This is a genomic window from Methanobacterium subterraneum (genome assembly GCF_002813695.1).
GTDB classification, from domain to species: Archaea; Methanobacteriota; Methanobacteria; order Methanobacteriales; family Methanobacteriaceae; genus Methanobacterium; species Methanobacterium subterraneum.
Map to the genome: position 1 here is coordinate 975,602 of NZ_CP017768.1, position 21,112 is coordinate 996,713.

General features: G+C 41.6%; 18 protein-coding genes. 5 read left to right on the forward strand and 13 right to left on the reverse strand.

Annotated elements, in window-relative coordinates:
* Window positions 1-119: 119 nt before the first annotated feature.
* The 4 genes from BK009_RS04585 to BK009_RS04600 all read left to right on the forward strand — a co-directional run bounded on the left by BK009_RS04585 (window position 120) and on the right by BK009_RS04600 (window position 4,926).
* A complete protein-coding gene (locus BK009_RS04585; protein WP_100909155.1) occupies window positions 120-1,862 on the forward strand; it encodes an MATE family efflux transporter in 1,743 nt (580 codons plus the stop codon).
* A gap of 68 nt (window positions 1,863-1,930) precedes the next feature.
* Window positions 1,931-2,245 (forward strand): STAS domain-containing protein, encoded by a 315-nt coding sequence (locus tag BK009_RS04590; RefSeq protein ID WP_100906089.1) that lies wholly within the window; start codon window positions 1,931-1,933, stop codon window positions 2,243-2,245.
* A gap of 138 nt (window positions 2,246-2,383) precedes the next feature.
* Complete coding sequence (locus BK009_RS04595; RefSeq protein WP_100909156.1) at window positions 2,384-2,935, forward strand: ATP-binding protein; 552 nt, start codon at window positions 2,384-2,386, stop codon at window positions 2,933-2,935.
* 65 nt (window positions 2,936-3,000) lie between these two features.
* A complete protein-coding gene (locus BK009_RS04600; RefSeq protein WP_100909157.1) occupies window positions 3,001-4,926 on the forward strand; it encodes a PP2C family protein-serine/threonine phosphatase in 1,926 nt (641 codons plus the stop codon).
* Between the two features lie 443 nt (window positions 4,927-5,369).
* On the opposite strand, the gene BK009_RS04605 is transcribed toward BK009_RS04600, so the two are convergent.
* Together BK009_RS04605 and BK009_RS04610 are read right to left on the reverse strand one after the other, a co-directional pair.
* Window positions 5,370-6,059 (reverse strand): BRO-N domain-containing protein, encoded by a 690-nt coding sequence (locus tag BK009_RS04605; RefSeq protein WP_236951034.1) that lies wholly within the window; start codon window positions 6,057-6,059, stop codon window positions 5,370-5,372.
* A gap of 85 nt (window positions 6,060-6,144) precedes the next feature.
* Complete coding sequence (locus BK009_RS04610; protein WP_169923151.1) at window positions 6,145-7,155, reverse strand: transposase; 1,011 nt, start codon at window positions 7,153-7,155, stop codon at window positions 6,145-6,147.
* A 482-nt stretch (window positions 7,156-7,637) separates the two neighbouring features.
* Here BK009_RS04610 and BK009_RS12625 point away from each other — a divergent pair, with 482 nt between their 5' ends.
* Window positions 7,638-8,360 carry a transposase gene (locus BK009_RS12625; protein ID WP_236951035.1) on the forward strand — a complete coding sequence of 241 codons (723 nt, stop codon included), beginning with the start codon at window positions 7,638-7,640 and terminating at the stop codon, window positions 8,358-8,360.
* 340 nt (window positions 8,361-8,700) lie between these two features.
* On the opposite strand, the gene cobM is transcribed toward BK009_RS12625, so the two are convergent.
* From cobM to BK009_RS04670, 11 genes are all read right to left on the reverse strand, one after another.
* The gene (gene cobM, locus BK009_RS04620) at window positions 8,701-9,468 is read right to left on the reverse strand and encodes a precorrin-4 C(11)-methyltransferase (protein WP_100906081.1); all 768 of its coding nucleotides are present in this window, start codon (window positions 9,466-9,468) and stop codon (window positions 8,701-8,703) included.
* A gap of 151 nt (window positions 9,469-9,619) precedes the next feature.
* A complete protein-coding gene (locus BK009_RS04625) occupies window positions 9,620-10,513 on the reverse strand; it encodes a DUF166 domain-containing protein (protein WP_100909158.1) in 894 nt (297 codons plus the stop codon).
* Between the two features lie 381 nt (window positions 10,514-10,894).
* A complete protein-coding gene (locus tag BK009_RS04630; RefSeq protein WP_100909159.1) occupies window positions 10,895-11,275 on the reverse strand; it encodes a DUF2283 domain-containing protein in 381 nt (126 codons plus the stop codon).
* Window position 11,276: 1 nt separating this feature from the next.
* The gene (locus BK009_RS04635) at window positions 11,277-11,573 is read right to left on the reverse strand and encodes a hypothetical protein (protein WP_100909160.1); all 297 of its coding nucleotides are present in this window, start codon (window positions 11,571-11,573) and stop codon (window positions 11,277-11,279) included.
* 190 nt (window positions 11,574-11,763) lie between these two features.
* Window positions 11,764-11,943 (reverse strand): MarR family transcriptional regulator, encoded by a 180-nt coding sequence (locus tag BK009_RS04640; protein ID WP_100906078.1) that lies wholly within the window; start codon window positions 11,941-11,943, stop codon window positions 11,764-11,766.
* Between the two features lie 146 nt (window positions 11,944-12,089).
* Window positions 12,090-12,986 (reverse strand): DUF166 domain-containing protein, encoded by an 897-nt coding sequence (locus BK009_RS04645; RefSeq protein WP_100909161.1) that lies wholly within the window; start codon window positions 12,984-12,986, stop codon window positions 12,090-12,092.
* A gap of 16 nt (window positions 12,987-13,002) precedes the next feature.
* Window positions 13,003-13,302 (reverse strand): TIGR04076 family protein, encoded by a 300-nt coding sequence (locus BK009_RS04650; RefSeq protein WP_100906076.1) that lies wholly within the window; start codon window positions 13,300-13,302, stop codon window positions 13,003-13,005.
* A gap of 234 nt (window positions 13,303-13,536) precedes the next feature.
* The gene (locus BK009_RS04655; protein WP_100909162.1) at window positions 13,537-14,559 is read right to left on the reverse strand and encodes an adenylosuccinate synthetase; all 1,023 of its coding nucleotides are present in this window, start codon (window positions 14,557-14,559) and stop codon (window positions 13,537-13,539) included.
* Window positions 14,560-14,830: 271 nt separating this feature from the next.
* On the reverse strand, window positions 14,831-16,177 hold the full coding sequence (locus tag BK009_RS04660; protein ID WP_100909163.1) for an ATP-binding protein: 1,347 nt from the start codon (window positions 16,175-16,177) through the stop codon (window positions 14,831-14,833).
* A 510-nt stretch (window positions 16,178-16,687) separates the two neighbouring features.
* Window positions 16,688-17,116, reverse strand: coding sequence for a hypothetical protein (locus BK009_RS04665; protein WP_157809421.1), 429 nt, complete (start codon window positions 17,114-17,116; stop codon window positions 16,688-16,690).
* Between the two features lie 274 nt (window positions 17,117-17,390).
* Window positions 17,391-20,978, reverse strand: coding sequence for a DUF11 domain-containing protein (locus BK009_RS04670; RefSeq protein ID WP_100906072.1), 3,588 nt, complete (start codon window positions 20,976-20,978; stop codon window positions 17,391-17,393).
* Window positions 20,979-21,112 lie beyond the last annotated feature (134 nt).

The window sequence follows — 21,112 nt, forward strand, 5'->3', positions numbered from 1 at the left end:
AAAAACTACTTTGACGGATAAAAACTACTTTGATGGATAAAAAGAAGAAGAATTTAATCCAGAATAAAAGAATATCAACCAAAATACGATAATTAATCTAGAATAAGAGGAATTACTACATGTACGAAAGAAGCTACAATCTGGTTAGGGCCAAGTTCAGGGAATTTTTCCTGCCCACCCTACTCATGTCCATGGCCATGAACCTCAGCACCTTCATGGACACCCTCATCGTGGGTAACACCCTGGGACCCATCAATATCTCAGCCATGGCCCTCATCGCCCCTATCATCACCTTCATCAACCTGGTGTACTGGATGATCGGCCTGGGTGGTTCCCTGCTCAGCGCGGTTTCCAAGGCAGAGCGTAACCAGGAGAAGAGTGACATGTACTTCACCATCTCCATCGTGCTTTTGATCCTGGTGGGATTATGCTTCTCGTCCCTGGGACTGGTGTTCATGGACCAACTGGTGGCTGCCCTCACCAGCAACCCCCAACTGGCCGTGCTGGTTGAAAGATTCCTGGGGGTTTACTTCATGGGATCTCCCCTGCTCTTCTTCCTTATGGGCATCGCCTACTTCATACGTGCTGATGGAATGCCCAGATTATCCTTCTACGCCCTCCTAATATCCAACATCGTTAACCTGGCATTGGACCTCTTTTACATCCTGGTCCTGGGGATGGATATTCAGGGAGCAGCCCTGGCCACCATCACCGGGTACACCGTGGGGACCATATTCATCATGCAGTACTTCTTCCACAAGGAGAGGACCATGCACTTCATCTCCCTGGCCAAGTGCAAACTCTACCTGGTGGGGGATATTGTGAAGCTGGGATTTCCCCCGGCCTCCATGCAACTATTCTTAACAGTGAAACTCTTCTTCATCAACACCTTCATCCTACTCTATGCTGGTAAACCTGGTTTAACTGCATTCTCGGTTTTCTACAACAGCCTCTACATTATCTACATGTTCCTCATTGGAACCTCACAATCCATGTCCCCCATTGTCTCCATTTACTTCCAGGAGAAGGATTACTACGGGGTTTGGTACACCCTCAACACCTCACTGAAGATAGTGTTAGTCACCGGGGTGGTGTTCACTGCCCTGTTACTGGCCTTCCCCAGCACCCTACTCCACCTCTTCGGGGTGAGCGACCCGGTGGACTTAGTTGTGGGGGTGAATGCCCTGCGTATACTTTCCCTGAGCATCATGGGCACTGCGGTGACCTTCCTGATGATGTTCTACACCCAGGCCATAAAGCAGGGAAAATTATCCTTCCTGATATCCATAACCGAGGGATTGATTCTACCTGTGTCTCTGGCTTACCTTCTCTCCGGGGTTATGGGTATTGATGGAGTGTGGGTGTCATTCCTCCTGGCAGAGGTTGGTACCATAATACTGATCTACCTGTCCACCCGGTTAATTGCCCAACGGTCCAGGGGTGAGCTTTCCGGGTTCTTCCTCATGGGCAGTTACCATGATGCTCCGGTTCTGGATGTGACCATAAAAAATTCCCTGAGTGATGCAGTGGGCATATCCCAGAAGCTCATTGACTTTACCCAGGAAAACGGGGTGGACCCCAGGACTGCTGTCCTCATTGGTATGGCAGTGGAGGAGATGGCGGTGAATATAATCAACTACAACCAGGATAAAATGGAGTACATGGATATTCTGACTAAAATTGGGGATGAACATATTACCATTGCCTTCAAGGACACGGGAACCGAATTCGACCCCTCCACTTATACACCGGAGGATATGGGCTCCTTTGAGAGTATTGAAGTTCTGCAGAAGATAGCCCATGAAATAAGTTACGCCCGGTTGATAGGTTTAAACAGTACAGTGATTAGCATTAAAAGATAAAACATTAACCTGAGCAAGATTTGTGAATTACTTAAAAATCAATAAATTACCGTTTCCATGGTGAAAGGATGAACATTGAGAAGACTAGAGAAGGGAACAAATTAACCATAAAATTAGATGGCAGGCTTGATACCAACACCGCCCCGGAGCTGGAGAAAGAATTAAAGGAAGCTCTTCCCGGTGTGGGGGATCTGGTATTTGATTTTAGTGATCTGAAATATATTTCCAGTGCAGGGCTGCGCCTGATCCTCTCCACCCAGAAGACCATGAACCAGCAGGGCACACTGGTGATAGAAAATGTGAACGACATGGTAATGGAGATCTTTGAAACCACTGGATTTTCCGATGTTTTAACCATTAAAGAAACAGAACCCTTAAACTAAACAAAGCCGTACCACCCGATTAAAAAAAAATGAATAAAATAAAATAGAAAGAATAAGGGTAAAAATAAAGGATAAGAGTTTAGGAGAGGGCCTAAAATCCGGGGATCAACGTCAAGGTAAATGAAAGGGAGATATCAGATGGACCAGATAACAGTACCGGCACGCAAAGAAAACCTTAGTCGTGTACTGGAATTTATAGGACGGAAGTTGGAGCCATTCCCGTACAATGCCACTGCACTGCTCCGCTTGGAACTTTCTGTGGAAGAAGCATTCGTAAACATTGCCAGCTATGCTTACCAACTCAACAAGGAAAAAATAATCCCACAGGAAGAGATAATCCCGCAGGAAGGAATAACCAATCATGAAAAGATAACCGTACAGGAAGAAATAACTCGGCAGGAAGAAATTACTGTGCAGGAAGAAATAACCGCACCTGAAGAAACAAGAGATGAAGAAATAACCGTGCGCCTGATTATAGATGAGGACCCCTTACAGATCATGGTACAGTTAATAGACTCTGGAAACCGGTTTAATCCCTTGGGAAAAGAGGACCCTGATATTTCTAAGGGAATTGAAGAAAAAGAACCCGGTGGATTGGGAATTTTCCTTATTAAGAAAAACGTGGACCAGGTTCACTACGAGTACCAGGAGGGGAAGAATATTCTAACCCTCCACAAGAGAATGGATTAAAAAGGAAACCCAATTAAACAGCCCACATTGGGAAACCCATATAGACAGTTAAATTTAGGATTAAAATGAATACCACCACCCTGAAGCACAAAATCAGCAGAATGGCCATCTGCGGTGTCCTGATCTTCCTCACTAACTTATTTTTCAGTTATTTATTCCCAGTCTTACCTATTTCTGAGCTGGGACCAGCCAGTGCATTACCCCCTGTTTTTGGTTTACTCTTTGGCCCATGGGGTGCATTGGGATCAGCCCTGGGGTACCTGGGAGCAGATATACTCTCCGGTGATCCGCCGGAAATTTATCTCATGTACTTCTTTGTCCAGTTCCTCTACGGTTACATTCCCTACAAACTATGGTACCTGCTGGATAAGGATAAGACCATCAGCCCACCCCGCCTGGACACTGTGAAGAATTTAACCAAATTCGTGGTGATAATGTTTGTAAATGCTGTGGTAATGGCCGGCTTCCTTGGTTTCCTCCTGGACGGCTTGGGACTCTACGAACTGGTCTCCTTAACCACCATAATATTCGCCCTGAATAACTTTGATTTTTCCATAATGTTCGGTACTTTACTTGTTATTGGGGCTAACTATTACGGTATCCTCATGATCAAACCCCGCACTGTCACTAAAACCTTCCTACCCCGGGGTTTATATGATGCAATGGCAGTGGTGGCACTCCTGGTGGGAACTGAGAATATTATTTACTCCCTGTATACCGGGCCCAGCATATGGTCCATGGCTGCCGGGACCATAACCTATTCCCTGGCTTTAATCTACGTTCTAAAACCAGTGACCAAGGAAATTGGGGAAAAAACTAGCCAGATAAGGGTTTCATTAACCGAAAGGTTAATCCTGGTTTTCATCATCATCGGGGCTATCATCGCCATGGTAACCGGGATCATATACTATTACACCATCCCCTTTCCAGAAGGTGGTGAAATACAATTCTGGGAGTCAGTTTACCTCCATGTTACATTAATCCTATCCATTTTTTATATATCCACAATTCTACTTTTAAGGTACATTGAAAGGACCATAACCACCCCTATTGAGTCCATATCTGATATTGTCAATAATTATGTCAGTGATTCTGAGGGTATTGCCAGCAGCGCCCTAATCACTGCCAAGTGTCAGGAGTATGCTGCTGATGAGACTGAAGTGGGGATCCTGGCCCATTCCTTCCAGAACATGATCCAGGACCTGGAGATCTACCTGGAAAATTTGAAGAAAGTCACCTCGGAGAAGGAAAAAATTAACACCGAATTGAATGTTGCCCGGAAAATCCAGGCGGATATGTTACCCCGGATCAGTACTTTAGGGGTTAGGGATGGATTTGACATCTACGCCACCAACCTGCCGGCCCGGGAGGTGGGTGGGGATTTCTATGACTTTTTCATGGTGGATGATAACCACTTGGCAGTGGTGATCGCCGATGTATCTGGTAAGGGTGTGCCTGCAGCTTTGTTCATGGTGATTGCCAAGACATTAATTAAAAACCAGGCCCAGCTCGGTAAAAATGCCGGGGAAGTTTTCTCCACAGTTAACAACCAATTGGTGGAGGGTAATGATGAGAACATGTTTGTAACCAGCTGGATGGGTATCCTGGAAACCACTACCGGAAGGTTCACCTATGTTAACGCCGGCCACAACCCACCCCTCCTGAAACAAGGTGGTGGGGATTACCAGTGGCTGAAGTCCAAACCAGGATTCATACTGGGAGGACTGGAGAACACCCAGTACCACCCGGAAGAGATTCACCTGGAACCTGGAAGCCGGGTTTACCTCTACACCGATGGTGTTACCGAAGCCATTGATGAGGGTGAGGAACTCTTTGGTGAGGGTAGATTACTGGAGGCAGTAAACCGGGACCAAGATCCGGGGCTTGAAGAACTGTGTTCCCGTATCCTGGAAGGAATCGACAGTTTCGTGAAAGACCAGGAACAGTTCGATGATATTACCATGCTGGTAATGGAATATAAAAAACCATGATACCGGCTTGAGTATCCTGGATGGTATCTAGTACCCTTGAGTACACTAAATCTTCAAGCGTACCTATGTACACAAGTTACTTTGAGCACACTAAATCTTCAAGTGAACCTAACAGGATTAAATGAAGTATTACATTATTCAAATCGCCCTATTTATTGAAAATATCATTCTAAAAAGATTTGAAACTAATGAAATTAGTCCACATCTATGGTCAATTTTCTCAAGTTTCATAGTAAAACATAATTCTTTAAGTTCATTTCATCCCTGCCAGTAAAATATGGAGGGGAAAATACCGGTTCTTTAACTGTGATCATCTAAAAGCTCTGGAGTTCTAGCATTACGCCTGGTTATAACTGGCCGCCCAGATTCCTTTTCTATGTTCTTTCTGGCTTCTCCTGCAACTTTTCCCCCGCGTTTAGCATATCTTTACTTTCTTCAAGTCCTTAGGGATTAACATTTTTAGATATCTCTGTGGTGGATGCCTCACCCAGCATAGTAAGAATTAATTCAAGATTACTCATATTATCTCTGAGGTTCTCCTTTTTCAATCCTTTAAATTTCTTATATTGTTTAGTATCCATACCAGACCATGCGTTGGTGATTTCGTTAGTTAAAATTGCATATTCAATGCCTTCGCTTACATCACACCTCTGCCATTCATCAGTTAATTCTTTTCTTATCTCAACTGATTTTAACCGCTGATTAATCCAATCATCCGAATAACCTTTAGCTTTATAAGTCTTTATAGCCCTTTCTATTGTTAGTTCGGGGTCAGCTATTTCATCCAGCCTTTCTTTACCTACTTCAGCTAACCATAATTTAAAAGGTTCAGCCTTAGGTGAAGGTATGGATTGAATTAACCTTAATAATTGTTTTGTGCTGGCTACGTCAGTTAATCGCATTTTTCCATCAGCAGCAGGCATTTTCAACTGTACGATATTTTCGTACAGTTCACTACCCTCTTCAGATTTCATTTTATTTTTCAAATCACTCCAATATCTTCGGGGGTTTTTACTACCTGTTAAAACTTCTATAACATCAATAATCGAAAAGAACCATTCTTCTTCGTTTTCATCCCAAAAAGTCCTAATTTTATTATCCTCAAAAAGTTTGATTGCATTTTTTCCAGTCATGATCAATACCCCAATTAATTCCCACATAATAAACTAAGATTAATTATTAATATTACTGATTTTATTGGTTAACCCCCTCCATTTTTCACCATTCGGAGAGGCATTGTATGGCTTTTTTAGAGTTATAACCGAGTAGTGTGATGATGCCTGCTAAAAGTACATTTAGAGAAACGTATTTTACTACTGATCTGTAGGTAAATCTGTGTATTTTCTTCATAGAAAAAGCTTCTTTTGTTAATTTATTCCAGTCTTCGATCATGCCCCGTATAGGTTTTAATCTCTTCCAATTGGTGATTTTTCGTTTAAAATCACGCACTAATCGTTTGTAAAAACTTTTATTCTTATATTTGCTAGTATTTTTATTAAAACAATCCAATGGATAGCTTAAACTATCTAATATCTTGTTTAGTTTGAAATAATATTTGGGGAAAATAATTGGAACAATATTATAACCTAAAATACCATTAATATAATTATCCTTACTGTAATATCCTTTATCAAAGATAAAAGTATCTCCTTTCAGTATTAAACGTCTATTTTTCAGTTGTTCCATGATTTCTGTGAAGATTGGAGCATCATTTGGAGATCCCTGGTGAATAATAAAGGCTAATGGCTTCATTTTAGGGTATTCTAAAGCTATTGTGAGTTTATATCCAATATAAAATCCCTTAGAAGAACTGCAACCCCATTTAAACTCTTCATCTTCCAAAGATTTTTTAGATCTTTTTTTCCGATTCCAATTTATATCCACCTGCAAATCAGTACTATCCACCAAAATAGTGGTCTTTCTTCGCCTTTTACTAGGATTTTGAGTGTTCAAAACACCATTAACCAGTTTTACAAACTGATTTTCTGAAAACCTTGACATAAAACGATAAAAACTGTCAACATCAGGCACATCTTCCACACCAACAAATTTCCTAAGTTCTTCTCTCTCATTAAGCTCCCTTAACACATATGAAACATCCACAGAAAAAAACATACTAGTAAACATAACTCTAAACATAATTCCAGCTTTATCAGCGGGTTTAATGCCGTGTTTAGCTATTTCCTGCTTTACTCTACGGGAACCGAAAATTTTAAGTATTTCACCCAACAATTTCCACTTGGAGTCTCTTTGGTCACAGATCAACGGAGATTTCATGTAAACACCAGGAGGAAGTATATACTTCCTCCATATTAAATTTATCGATTCAAAAATAGTTAAAAAATCATTCAAAGTAAAATAATAATGCACTTTTAGAAACCAAATATTATCACTATACCAAACAATGAAAATAAGGGTTCATAAACCCCCACTAACCAATGAAAAATGGAGGGGGTTATTATCCATTATAGAATTTTAAAAAAATAATAGGATTGTGGAAAACCAGAAAATAAAATCAGGATATATAAATTTCGGCTTTGTAGAAACCATGTTTTTTTATTTGAAATTGAGGTTTTTTTGGTTTTTTTTGTAATAAAATAAATTTGTTAGTTTTAGGTTTAGTTTTTCCTATTTTCACTTGAAATTACACTTACATATTTTTAAAACAGGTTGCTAAAGTATTTATAATGAGAAAGGGGAATAATATTATTATGATTAGCGAAATCTATTATTCCCCTGTTTATTGTGGGGGTTCAAAGCAATTAAATCTTTTGGATTTTAATTTTAAAAATTCTAATATTCAATGTTTAGAAAGATTTTTAAACAAGAATAGTGAATTAAAAGAAAATAAGTTGGTGAAATTCATTGAAAGGACATATTATTATGTTAAAATAGCGATAAGCAAGTATTCTAATGCTTTTTCAAACCATTTATATTCACAACATGCTTTATTCACAATATTGGCAATGAAAATTTACACAAAATCAACATATCGTGAAATAATTGATTTTATTGATGTATCAGACATAATTAAGAAATATTTGAGAATAAAAAAGGTTCCACACTTTACAACGATCCAAAAATTTTTTAAAAGACTACCTTCAAAACAAATTAGAGAAATTAACCAATTAATATTAACATTAAACGATATTAAAGCAGATATAATAGCATTAGACGGCTCTGGTTTTACTAATGATTATGCAGACAAGTATTATGCAAAAATACGGCAAAAAGAAAGAAAAAGCTACATAAAAAACCACTTAACAATAGACGTAAAAACACGCTTTATTTTATATTATCAAACATCAAGTGGACCAAAATACGACACACAATTTGCAAAACCCGCATTAAGACAAATCAAAAAGTATAAACCACATTACATAGTAGCAGACAAAGCATATGACACAGAACCAATAAGAAAATGCATAAATTAAGAACTCAAAGCATTTGACCAAATACCCCTCAAAAAAAGAGCAAAAAAAGGACAATACAGACTAAAAAGCCCAACAATATTCCGACACAAAATATACATAAACAGAAACAATATAGAAAGCATATTTTCAGTAATAAAAAGAAAATTCGATGGTACAAACCACAGCAGAAGCACACAACTATCAAACAAAGAAACCAAACTCAAAAACACAATATACAACATCTACAGATCAACACAAATCAACTAAAAAAAGGGTTTCTACAAAGCCTAAATTTCTATAAAATTTTACCCACCTTTATCACGAGGAAGGATTGTTTTAATGAGGAGGGGTAATGATGTGGTTATTCTCCTTCACCCTTCCGGTACTCATGCGTGAAGTGTGCATCATAGAGCTTGGATGGAGTCACCTTATCAGTACCAAGCACATCTCCCACCACGATAAGTGCGGTCTTGGTGATACCTGCCTCCTGGACCTGGTCCACAATATCATCCAGGGTGCCCCTCACAATTTTTTGATCATCCCAGCTGGCCTTCTGAACCACTGCCACCGGGGTCAGGGGATCGTAAAAGGTCAGAAGCTCAGCCACCACTTTACTGATCATGTGCACTCCCAGGAATATGCACATGGTGGCCTGGTGTTCTGCCAGGCGGAAGATGGCCTCCCGTTCTGGTTTAGGTGTCCTGCCAGAGGGACGGGTGATGATCACTGTCTGGGAAACTTCAGGTAGGGTTAACTCTGCTTCCAGTGCCGCTGCCGAGGCAAACAGGGAACTCACACCAGGTATGATCTCGTAGTTGATGTTCCGGGCCTTAAGGTACTGTATCTGTTCGGCTATGGCCCCGTAGATAGCCGGGTCTCCGGTGTGCACCCGGGCCACCAGTTTACCCTCACCTACAGATTTCCCCATTATCTCCACAATTTCATCCAGGTTCAGCTCGGCACTGTTGTAGATCACAGCTTCAGGTTTGGCTCCTGATAGGACCTCCGGGTTTACCAGTGACCCGGCGTAGATTATGGTGTCTGCTTTTTCAATTGCTTTGGCGGCTTTGATGGTGAGTAGTTCCGGGTCTCCGGGTCCTGCTCCAATGAAAATTACTTTACCCTGCATTTTATTATCGCTCCGGTAAGGAAATGTTAAAATGTTTTTACTATGGTTATTAATTATTTGATGGTTTATTTTTTATAATAATTTTGAATTCAAGTTTGATTTCAGGTTGAGTTAATATTAATACAGGGATTTACAATTATTCCCGGTTGAATCACTCCAGGGTGAATTTCCTTTCTTCCATTTCTATGGATCCGTAGGGACATTCCTGGATGCAGATCTCACAGCATCCGCAGCTGGCCGGGTCAATCACTGCCTGTTCATTCTCATTTAAGGTTACGGTATCCAGGCCGATCTGTACCTGTGGGCAGTGTTTGATGCATTCGTGCTGGCACTCGTCTGCTTCACAGGTTTCATGGTCCACCACTGCTGATCTGGTGGCAAAACCCAGTGCCCTTTTCACTGCTTCCTTGGTCTGGTACCCGGCCAGGTGGAGTATGGTGTCTCCCACCACCTGGTCAGTGGTCATACTGGCGTTACAGGGATAATTATGCAATTTATTCCCTGCTTCCAGTTCTGCTTCCTCAATGGGTATGCCCTCAATGTGCTGGGCTATGTAGTGGGTGCTGCCACAGGGAGCAGTTCGGAGTACCTTCACCTTCTTAATAAGACCATCTGCATCTATTTCCATTTTGGGTTTGCCGAACTCCCGGGCGAATTTGTCAATGAAGGTGTCGCCCACCGGTTCCAGGGAACAGAATGGTTTGGGGAATACGATTTTAACTTCAGGGGCAGATTCTTCTATCTCCCGTTGCAGGCCAGGTGGTACTTGTGTCGGGTCGTGGATGGGTATGATCACGGATTTAGCACCGCTTTTCCGGGCGATGATGGGTACGATCATGTTAATATCCCCATAGAGTCCCACTGCCAGGATGAGATCCGCAGTGGGAATGGATTTGGGTACGTACTGCGCAAAATCGTCTATGAACTCGGGTAGATCCTCTGGAATCTCCTCTAAACCTACCATGCTACTGGCCAATCCCATTTCTGCCAGACTGTTGACAATGCGACTGCCATACTTCCCGGAACTTATGATGTAAAGTTTCATAGTACTCATCTCTGCCCATATTATTAAAAAACTCAATTTAGTTAAAAGAACACTTAACGATAATTAGTCCTTAATAAAAAGTCCTTAATAAATTAGTTGATATTACTCCATAAACAAGATATAGTTTGGGTTTCTTTACTGTAATTTAAGTGATGCTTCATTTTTATCCCTAAATAAAGATATTAAGCATATAATTAAATTAACGCTTTTAAAATCATTATTATTCTCCTAAAAGGTATTTTTAGAAATAAAAATACAAACCCCCCGGACAAGTGAAAATTATTTTTCAATAGAAAAAAAAGTTTAGGAACTAAAAATATTTTTATACAAAACTATTTACTTTGTTTAATAAATGGGAAAAATAAAACTCAGAAAAATTATCTAAGCTGTTGCCATCTCAAAGCTTGTTGCCAATAGTGGTGCATCAATATCATTTGCAGTATCTTGAGCAAATGCAGATGGACATTTTTTATTATGAACAAAAAACTTGAATAACCCTTTTAAATAAATACGATCTTTCTCAATTTGCACGTGCATTTTCATTTCAAAATTTCGTTTTAGGGATAATTTATTTACGTTGAAAAATGTTGATGCATCTAAGATTTCAAGTGCAACTGGTTTATGATTTGAATCAAAGTCAAGAATAAATTTATCACCCATTTCTACAGACTCTCTATATTTATATTCCATATCTTTGTGCATATACAAGATGTCTGATTGGGCGTCATATTTTTTGACAAGTTCAAAATATTTAGCTTTCATTTTAACGCACCCTTCTTTTAACTGTTTGAATATATGCCGTGACCACTTTTATAATTATGGTTGAAGATATTTTAACATCTATAACTATTACAAGATCATATTTTTCACCTCTTATAGGATGTTTATAATAAATCCGATACATATCTTTCCTTTGCTTTAAGATGCCAACTAGATCATCTTCAATAATACAATTATATAGCAATTCTTTATGTATTTCATCCCTCTCAGTGGCATGAGGAAGAATATCAATCTGTTCTTTTGTTATTCCTTCCAGGAATGATAAAGAAATTGGTTCCATGTGATTATTTAAGTTTCAAAATATTAAAAATTTACTGTTTTTTATTATGATTTCACAATAATTACCAGGGGGATCTTATAATTAATTTTTACAAAAATAATACACTAACCCATAAAAAAACTATTAACTGTGCACTGGTTTTGAAAAGACAAAAAAGATGAGGATTTTTTGTCAAAAAATAAGGTTATTTTTATTCCTTCAAGGCCCAGTAACACCTTTTTGGAGATATGATAGTTTCATCTTTTTTAAGTTCTTTCATGATCTTGTCCACTTCTTTTTTCTCCACACCAGATATCTGGCTGACTTTAGTGGCGTTTAAAGGTTCTTCAGAGTCCTTGAAAGCTTTGATCACTTTTTCTTTATCATCCATATTGTATCACCTTTGAAATTATTAGATTATTTCCTTTAACTTGCTTGAATTTACATTTGAATCCATATCATATTTGTTACGAACAGTTTGAGTGGGTAATCCGTGGCATCATAATTTTGGTATGTGCCCCCCTATTAAAGGCATAGTCATCCTTCCAGTTCAAACCTTCCATTTTGTATTTCAATGGCATTTTGGGGGCATTCTTTAACACATATTTCACAGTATCCACAGGTAGCAGGGTCAATTATCGCCTTTTCCTCATTACTGATGGTGATGGTTTCCAGCCCTATTCGTACCTGGGGGCAGGTTTTCAGGCATTCTTCCTGGCACTTTGCGGTGTCACAGATTTCATCGTCCACCACTGCTGATTTGACTGCAAAGCCCAGTCCCCTTTTTACGGCTTCTTTGATCTGGTAGCTGGCCAGGTGCATGCTGGTGTCACCCACTGCCGGGTCAGTGTCGGTGCTGGCATTGCAGGGGTAGTTGTGGAGTTTCTGGGTGGCGTTGAGTTCTGCTTCTTCTGCGGGCATGCTCCACAGTCCCTTGGCAATGTAATCTGTGGAACCACAGGGAGCACCCCTTAGTACTTTCACCTTTTTAATGAAATTATCTGACTTGATATAGAGGACTGGTTTACCGAAGCGGCTGGCAAACTCATCTATGGGTGCATCTCCGATTGGTTCCAGGGAGCAGAATGGTTTGGGGAAAACTATCCTCACATCTGGGGCGGATTCTGTGATTTCCTGCTGCAGCCCAGGGGGCATTTGCTCCGGGCTGTAGATGGGTATTATGGCTGATTTTGCACCGGTTTTCCGGGCTACTTCCGGGACTACCATGTTTATGTCCCCGGATAGACCCACGGCCAGGATGAGATCAGCATCAGGTAAACTGTGGGGTATGTAATGGGAAAAATCATCAATAAAATGAGGTAGATCTTCAGGATATTCTTCCATCCCCACAATGTTACTGGCCATTCCGTGCTCTGCCAGGTTATTCACCACCCGGCTACCGTACTTACCCGAGATTAGAAGGTAGATTTTCATGGTTCCACCAGCATTTTCATGGTTCCTCCAGTTTCCGGCACTGGAATATTACGGTGCCACCATTGGTGTAGGGTTTCCCGGGATCCACACACTGCAGGTAGGCGTGTTCCTCATCCCCTTCCCGGGTGAGTCCCAGTTCAAGGGGTATCCAGTGGTGTTCTAAAATAGTGGTGTAATGTAAAATAGTTGACAATGCATGGGTGCACAGGGCATCGGTCTCCTCCAGATCAATTTCTGGATCTTTAAAAACAAGACGGTCCCCTTCTTTATAGACCGGGCAGTGTCCCCTTATTTTATGGACAGTTATCTCCAGCATCTATTAATCCACCCCCAGGGATTATTTTATGTCCCCTTTCTTTTATGTGTCCTTAAGTAAACCTAAACCGTTATAGTAATGATGGTAAAAAATAGGAAAGTTTATTGAAAAATTATTGGATTGGGGTTTGATTTACCCAGTTTAGATATTTGTAAGGGGTTTTAATCCCCCCAATATGTGAAATGTTTTAATGCTCTAAATATGTAAAATATTAGGGTTTTTTCAACCCCAAACTTACATTAACTCGTCCCTGAGGTCGATAGTATCAGTCAGGTCTGGTCCGGTACTGATTATGGTTACTGGTACTTTGGTTTCGTTTTCTATTTCTTCAATGAAACGTTTTATCTCACCAGATAGGCCGGAGTATTCAGTTACCCTTTCACAGGAGGGGTATATTCGGTCCACGCAGGTTAGTGCTATCTGGGTGGCTCCGTTTATCATACAGGATTCACGGGCCAGATCCATGTCGAAGAGTCCTACTCTCCTTCTTCGTCCGGTGACTGTTCCGTATTCTTCCAGTCCCATTTTTTCGGCTTCGTCCTGTTTCATTTCTGAAGGGAATGGTCCTTCCCCTACACGGGTGATGTAGGATTTGAAAACTACAATTACATCATCAATACGAGTGGGTCCTACACCAATATCAGCGGCGGCACTGGATGCAGTGGTGTCCTTACTGGTTACGAAGGGGTATGTTCCGTAGTACAGGGATAATCCGAAACCCTGGGATCCTTCTATGAACACGTCACGTCCCTCATCCAAAGCGGTGTTCACTTCCAGTGGCACGTCGGCAGTGTATCCTTCCATGGCTTCCACATCCCCTGCCAGTTTAATGGTTCGTAGTGCCCGGTCACGGTTGGCTGGTCCGCAGCCAGTTCCGGTACTTCCGATCTTTTTGTACAGGTGGTCTGAGCCTTTGTCCTGTTCTTTGTGTTCTTCTTCGATTATGGCACAGCGGTAATCAGCGAATGTTCTGTTTTTAACCTGGTACTTGTTGAGGTAGTCCAGTTCGTGGTGGAAGACTGTTGGGTCCACCAGTACACCGGCACCTATGAGGAGTCTTGCTCCGGTGTGGACAAATCCGGATGGAATCATCCGCAGTCCATATTTTTCTCCGTTAAACTCCACCGAATGGCCTGCGTTGGGCCCTACTCCGGCCCGGGCAATGATTTCCGGTTTGTCCTGGTAGCAGAGGTAGGTGATACATTTACCTTTACCCTCGTCTCCCCAGCCTCCGCCTACTAAAATGTTGCATGTCATATATAATCATCCTCTTAGTGTAGTGATTTTAACCTCTTTTATATTGTTAAGAACCGCTTAAAAAGATTTTCCCCAAGAACAATTATGGAAATATCAGTCCTTAAAATTATTATAACCCACCATATGGTCTTGGATGGGCAATATTCATTTTTTACTGGCTTTATGATCGTGATAATCTACTTTTTAGTGGTATGATCTATTCTGGTGTTGGTGATGGATATATGATAGGGATAAGGATTTACTTCCTCCCTTTTTTCATGGGGGATTACTTTTATTGATGTGGCTTGCTTCCCTGGGTTATGATTCTTTCAAAGAGTTCGGGGGTGTACTTGCGTTGCATGGATACCAGTATGTGCTGGTTCAGGGCTTCCTCCAGGATCTCCACCGTCATCCTCTCCTCCCCCCTCCGGATGCGTATGGCCTGGGCTATCTGGGCTATGTCTCGGGCATGGGCGAAGGTGGGTTTCAGGCTTTCCCCTCCCTGCATTTGAGGTATGTAAACCTTCCGGAACCTTTCCAGAACCTCCGGATCATAGTCCTCCTTTAAAATGTCCAGGTTTCGCTGGAACACCTCCACGATCTCATCAGAGCTAGGTACCTCCAAGTACACGTGTAAGGGTGCCCGTCTCAGGTGGGCTTCATCAATGATGGTGATCTCCAGGTTGGTGGAGAGTGCGGGTATGAAGTGGGTGTGCACGATGACTGGTGCTCCTTTAACGTAGATCACATCCTTCTTATTTTCTAAGGGTACGATCATCCGGTTCAGGAGTACGTTGGGGTCTTCCTTCTGCCGTCCCAGGTCGTCCAGTAATAGTACTCCTCCGTTGGCTTTGATGATGGGGGAGGTTTCATAGACTCCCTTGTTAGGGTTGTATAGTGTTTCCATCTTCTCGGTACTGAGCTCGGAGCCTGTGAATACGAATGGTGCGTAGATCTTAACCCATCGGGGGTCTCCAGGTTGTTCTTCCCGCAGGTGGTGGAAGTCCGGGTCCAGTAGTTGTATTATGTTCCCACTGAACTCGATGTATCGGGGTATGATGATGGGTGGTAATAGTTCCGACATCTTACTGGTGAGGAAGGTTTTACCAGTTCCGGGTGGTCCGTAGATGAAGAATCCTTTTCCCCCAATTGCAGCTTCATTTAAAACCTTTTTAGGATGTTTCATCCCCACCACGTCGTGGAAGGCCCGTTCCACCACCTCTTTTGGTATGTGGAGGGGGTAGCGTCCTTTGAGCTGGACTTCCATGATCTTGAAGTAATCATCGTAGGTTACCGGGGCGATTCCAATGTAGGGGTTTTCCTCCATTAACTGGACTGCTTTCTGGTGGCCCTGTTTCTTGATGGTGTAGTCCACACTGGCAAAGAGGAACCCTCCACCGGTTGGAGCAATTAGGTCCTGTTTTTCCATTGGTTTGAGGCATTCCTCCAGGAGGTCAGTGTGTAGTCCGGTGATTTCGTGCATCTGCTGTACTTTTATATTCCCGTAGGTGTTGATGATTTTAAGTAGCAGGTTCTGTATGAATCCCTTGGATAGATCTATTCCATCCAGTGATTTGGGTTCTTCCAGGATATGGAAGAGTTTCTGCATCTTGATATCGTGATAATAGTCTGTTTCCATTGCTAGACCGCCATTTGAGAGGATTTCCATTTTTGGGGTAAATTATGGAATTCGCTTTCTGTGTATTATTTATGGTTTTTTTAACAGTTAAAACTTAACATCACAGATAGAAATGGTTTATCTTATTTTTAGTGACAGATTTCACATGTTTTTAAGAATATAGTGATGATCTTAAGATTCCATTAAGTAGACAAGGACAAATTCAAAGTACTAATTTAATTATAAGATAATGGAACTATATCTGAAAATTGATATATCCTATAAAATTTTGAATGTTCCAATCTATTGTGTAAGGTAAAAATAAAAAAAAATGGTGGAAAAGAGGTTTTACAGTTTTCCTCTTATTTTTTTACGGCTGACCATTAATGGGCCCAGTATGCTGACGGCTAGAACTATACCTGCAATTGGTGCTCTGGCGCAGGGGAGTGTTTTTATACAACCACTTTATGGAATCATTGTTGAGTCTTCATTTCCTGAAATCTGATGTCCATCCCCACTAAGCATTGATTATTAAGTTATTGCAGAGACTGTTAACTTTCCTTTAACATTTACTCCTGCAATAAACACTCCTTTAATTCCGGTTTGATTGAACTCTATTGTACCATCAGATTCGCCACCACCAACATCTACAGATTTACTAGAAACAACGTTACCTGAAAAATCAGCATAGCTTTGACCTTCAGTTGGCACCATGTTTAAAGCGAAAACACCGAGAGTTGCCATACTGCTCACATCTGTCCCCCCAATACTAGTGGTAGCTGCTTGCAAACCTTGGTATTTGATTTTAACAGATTTTGCTCCTTCTGGTATTGTTACATTGTAATTTGAACTAGAAGAAGCACTGCTGCTGTTGTCCTTCGGAAGATTAAGTTCAGCAATAACTTTTTCTCCAGAGCCGGTATTATTCCCAGTTTGTGTGTTGGTACACCCTGAAGCCATTACTACACAAATCAAAATTGCTATGATTCCTGAAACTAGTATTCCATCTTTTTTCATTAAAAAACCTCCCTAAACTCTTATAATTTAATATGAACTTTAAATTATATATAAATTTATATTATATAAAAAAAATTAGAAATAATTTCAGCTAAATTACAGATTTTATAGTCATTTATTATAATATTCTCAATAAATAATAAACATACGTCAATGTTTTAACTAATTTGAATTTTAAATAAAAAAAAGGGGGAAAGAGGTTTTAAGGGTTTTCCTCTTATTGTTTTTTACGGGTGCTGATAAATCCACCTATTACCATCAGAACAGCTAGAACTATTCCTACCATTGGTGTTCCGGTTTCCTGCATTCCCACAGTCTGAGCATGCACAGTTTCAGTTGATCCACCGGCTACCTGGACATTCAAAGTCAACCTTTGGATGTTGCTTTCAAGGTTAGGATCATCGGTGTCAGTGGTGAGTGTTGGTCGGAAGATGAAACTTCCCAGGTTCAGTGCTCTAACATTTACCCATGCGTAGGGATCTCCCACAATCACATCACCCAAGGTCCAGGTAATGGTCCGGGTAGCAGGATCGTAGGTTACTGTGCCCTGGTCCACCTTTACATCCACAAATTCCACACCATCAGGCAGTGGTAATGTGAATACCACGTTTTCTGCTGTGTTCGGTCCTCTATTACCCAATTTAAAGGTAATAGTGAATATTTCACCCACATGAGGGTTACTTTTACTGGACCAGCTGTTGATGTACAGATCAGCCTTAGGAGATAGAGTATTAACTGTGATACTGGCTGTTGCAGTCTGTGTTTCCTGGTTCAGTTCATCCTGAGTTTCGGTAACTGTGTTGGTGAGGGTGGTCCCGGCCATTGCAGCGGTAACTAATCCACTGATGGTTAGGGTTGCACTGTCACCATTATTGAGCGTTCCCACACTCCAGGTTTTGGTAGCTGAATCCCATGATCCCACAGAAGGAGTCACAGTCCAACCGGAAGGAACATCCACATCAGTAACTGCCACGTTATGAGCAGCATCAGGCCCATTGTTATGCAGAGAAACGGTAAAAGTACCAGTATCCCCCACATTCAAAGGACCATTACCAGTCTTAGTGATGGTCACATTGGCACACGGATCATTTTCAACCTCCACGTTAAGGGTTAGGGTTTCATCATCCAGAGTGGCAGATAGGTTGGCAAGGCCGGATTCGGTTCCAGTTAGTGTAGCGGTAGCCACACCATTCACTGTTGGCTTATCCACAGTTTGACTGCCCACCTGACCAAGGTCAGTGGTGAAAGTCACCAGTGTTCCATCGGGTAAATGCCCAATTGCTGGATCGAAAGGTGTCACCGGATTTTCTCCATCCCAGGCATTGTTGAAGTTAGCAGTTAGGGTTGAAGTATCACCCTGCTGGATAGTGGTTGGATCAGCCTGGAAGGTCATGTATAACCATGGCCAGAGATCTACACTACCAAAGTAACTGGTTATGGCATCATAATTGGATCCCCACCAGTTGTACTCGGCATTTACAGTCCCGTATTGTGAGTCGAGGGAATGGTAGATGGCTTTAGGGGAATTACCCACTATGCGGTTGAAGTTCATGGTCACCACACTATCACTGGTGTAGATTCCTCCACCGTATACATTACTAACGGCAGTTGCAGTGTTGTGATTGATGTTGCTGTTGGTTACTGTTAAACTGCCACCCCAGGTGTAGATTCCTCCACCGAAACTATCTGTACTGAGGGCATTTGCGGTGTTGTAATTGATTTTACTGTTATCGATGGTCACTGCACCATAATGGTTGAAAATGGCCCCTCCGCGTGCTCCGTTAACGCCACCCCCAGTTGCGGTGTTTCGTAGTAATTCTGTGTTGTCAAGAACCACTTCCCGGTCGATGTTGTAGATTCCACCACCAAACATGGCAGTGTTGTCATTGATGGCCGAGTTTTGAATGTTTAAAGTACCATCATTTGAGATTCCACCACCGTAACTAGTAGCAGTGTTGTGGGTTATGTCAGTTTCCGTGACCGTCAAAGTACCACCCCTGTGGTCGATTCCACCACCCTGGATAGATGCAATGTTACCAGTGATAGTTGAATCAGAGATACTAGTGGTTCCAGAACTCCAGATTCCAGCACCAACAATCGCATTATTTTCCTGGATAGTGGACCCGGTGATGGTTAGAGTACTCTGGTAATTGCAGATCCCACCACCATTAGTGGCGGTGTTGCCTTTGATTGTTGAGTCAGTGATGGTCATAGTGGCGGTGTTGTAACCATAGCCAGCAAGGTAGTAAATTCCACCACCATTTGCAGTAGAAGTACTGTAGATAGCGTTATCCTGGATGGTGCAACCATTTATGGCCACTGTATTATGATAACCCCCGATACTGATTCCACCACCTTTGGCATCTCCTCCGTTAACCCGGTTGGAACTTACACTCCCACCATTGATGTTCATGTTGGCTCCAGAGTTGTAGATTCCACCACCTTCAGCGGAATATCCAGATTGTCCTGTCACTGTGTTTTGGTTGATGTTACTGTTGGTTAAGGTTAAACTACCATTATTAAGGTAGATTCCACCACCGTAACTTGAGGTATTGCTGGCTTCGGCGAGGTTTTGATTGATGTTACTGTTACTGATTTCCATGTTACCATAGAAGTTGTAGATGCCTCCACCTACAGCGTAGTATCCACGTGCTATGTTACCTTCCATGTTTGTGTTATCCATAATTAAGGTCCCGTAGTTGTAGATACCACCACCATATGCGTCATCTGGGTAGGTGCTCCAGGCTGTATTCCCTTTTATGGTGCTGTTAATAATGGTAAGTGTGTCTTCGTTGTATATTCCACCACCCTGAGCTTCATCAGAAGAACTCATAGCGTTATTATTCTGTACGGTGCTGTCTTCAATAGTCATGGCGCCCCAGTTATTGATTCCTCCACCATAGGCATAGTAACCAGTAGCATAGTTGTATTCAACCGTACTACCTTTAATGGTCATGATCCCAGCGTTGTAGATTCCTCCTCCGTAACTGGATCCATAAAAAGTGGTTGGGTTGGCTTGATTGGTCTTTACTGTGCAGTTGTTGAGGGTTAGATTACCATTGTTGTAGATTCCACCCCCATAGACATAATCACCGGTTACTCTTCCGTTTTGTATGGTGAAGTAACTCATGGTTACAGTGACCCCGCCATTAATGGTTACCGGTCGTCCGTTACTGGTTCCATCAATGATGGTCCCGGTTTGACTGGCACCTATCAGGTTAACATTCTTACCGATTGTAAGGTGTTCCTGATATGTTCCATCAGCCACATTTACTGTACCATCAGGGTTTGCTTCGGTTATTCCTTTTGCGATGGTTCGGTAAGGGTTAGCGTCGGTACCATCCCCAGTAGCATCGCTACCTGTGGTGGCGACGTAGACTGTGTCCATTCCTAATTTGAAGTCAGCGGTATCCCGGTAGATATTATCTTCCCCAGGAAGTACAGTTACTTCTTGAGTGGATGGTTGGTGTCCTGGTGCGCTGGCGGTTACTTGGAAATTAGTGGAACTGCTTTTAAAGTTCAGAGAATAAGTACCGGCGACGTTGGTAGTGGTTGAAATGGTTTCTCCGCTACTGGTAGTGGTTACGGTTACTCCGGGGAATGGGTTTCCATCGGAACACTTCTCCACTTTACCACTGATACTAACATCCTGTAGGGTTTCTTGGGTTTCTAGATCCGGAGTATCATTTACAGCAGATATGGTGATGTTTTCATCGGCAGTTGCTGCTGATACTGTTCCTATGCATATTAAGATGAATGCAAGTGCTAATGTCAGCTTTATTAGTTTGTTTTTTATCGTTTTCACCTCCTTTTACAGTTTTTAATTCATAGTATCATGTAATTCAAGTCGACAATGTGAACAATTTATTACACATCCAGATATTTATCTTAAATGACAATATTGTCCACATTCTCATTAATATGTTATCACAAACCATA

Coding starts and splice junctions, on each gene's coding strand:
- BK009_RS04585 (WP_100909155.1), top strand. CDS start 120: ATGTACGAAAGAAGCTACAATCTGGTTAGGGCCAAGTTCAGGGAATTT.
- BK009_RS04590 (WP_100906089.1), top strand. CDS start 1,931: ATGAACATTGAGAAGACTAGAGAAGGGAACAAATTAACCATAAAATTA.
- BK009_RS04595 (WP_100909156.1), top strand. CDS start 2,384: ATGGACCAGATAACAGTACCGGCACGCAAAGAAAACCTTAGTCGTGTA.
- BK009_RS04600 (WP_100909157.1), top strand. CDS start 3,001: ATGAATACCACCACCCTGAAGCACAAAATCAGCAGAATGGCCATCTGC.
- BK009_RS04605 (WP_236951034.1), bottom strand. CDS start 6,059: ATGACTGGAAAAAATGCAATCAAACTTTTTGAGGATAATAAAATTAGG.
- BK009_RS12625 (WP_236951035.1), top strand. CDS start 7,638: ATGATTAGCGAAATCTATTATTCCCCTGTTTATTGTGGGGGTTCAAAG.
- cobM (WP_100906081.1), bottom strand. CDS start 9,468: ATGCAGGGTAAAGTAATTTTCATTGGAGCAGGACCCGGAGACCCGGAA.
- BK009_RS04625 (WP_100909158.1), bottom strand. CDS start 10,513: ATGAAACTTTACATCATAAGTTCCGGGAAGTATGGCAGTCGCATTGTC.
- BK009_RS04630 (WP_100909159.1), bottom strand. CDS start 11,275: ATGAAAGCTAAATATTTTGAACTTGTCAAAAAATATGACGCCCAATCA.
- BK009_RS04635 (WP_100909160.1), bottom strand. CDS start 11,573: ATGGAACCAATTTCTTTATCATTCCTGGAAGGAATAACAAAAGAACAG.
- BK009_RS04640 (WP_100906078.1), bottom strand. CDS start 11,943: ATGGATGATAAAGAAAAAGTGATCAAAGCTTTCAAGGACTCTGAAGAA.
- BK009_RS04645 (WP_100909161.1), bottom strand. CDS start 12,986: ATGAAAATCTACCTTCTAATCTCGGGTAAGTACGGTAGCCGGGTGGTG.
- BK009_RS04650 (WP_100906076.1), bottom strand. CDS start 13,302: ATGCTGGAGATAACTGTCCATAAAATAAGGGGACACTGCCCGGTCTAT.
- BK009_RS04655 (WP_100909162.1), bottom strand. CDS start 14,559: ATGACATGCAACATTTTAGTAGGCGGAGGCTGGGGAGACGAGGGTAAA.
- BK009_RS04660 (WP_100909163.1), bottom strand. CDS start 16,177: ATGGAAACAGACTATTATCACGATATCAAGATGCAGAAACTCTTCCAT.
- BK009_RS04665 (WP_157809421.1), bottom strand. CDS start 17,116: ATGGCTTCAGGGTGTACCAACACACAAACTGGGAATAATACCGGCTCT.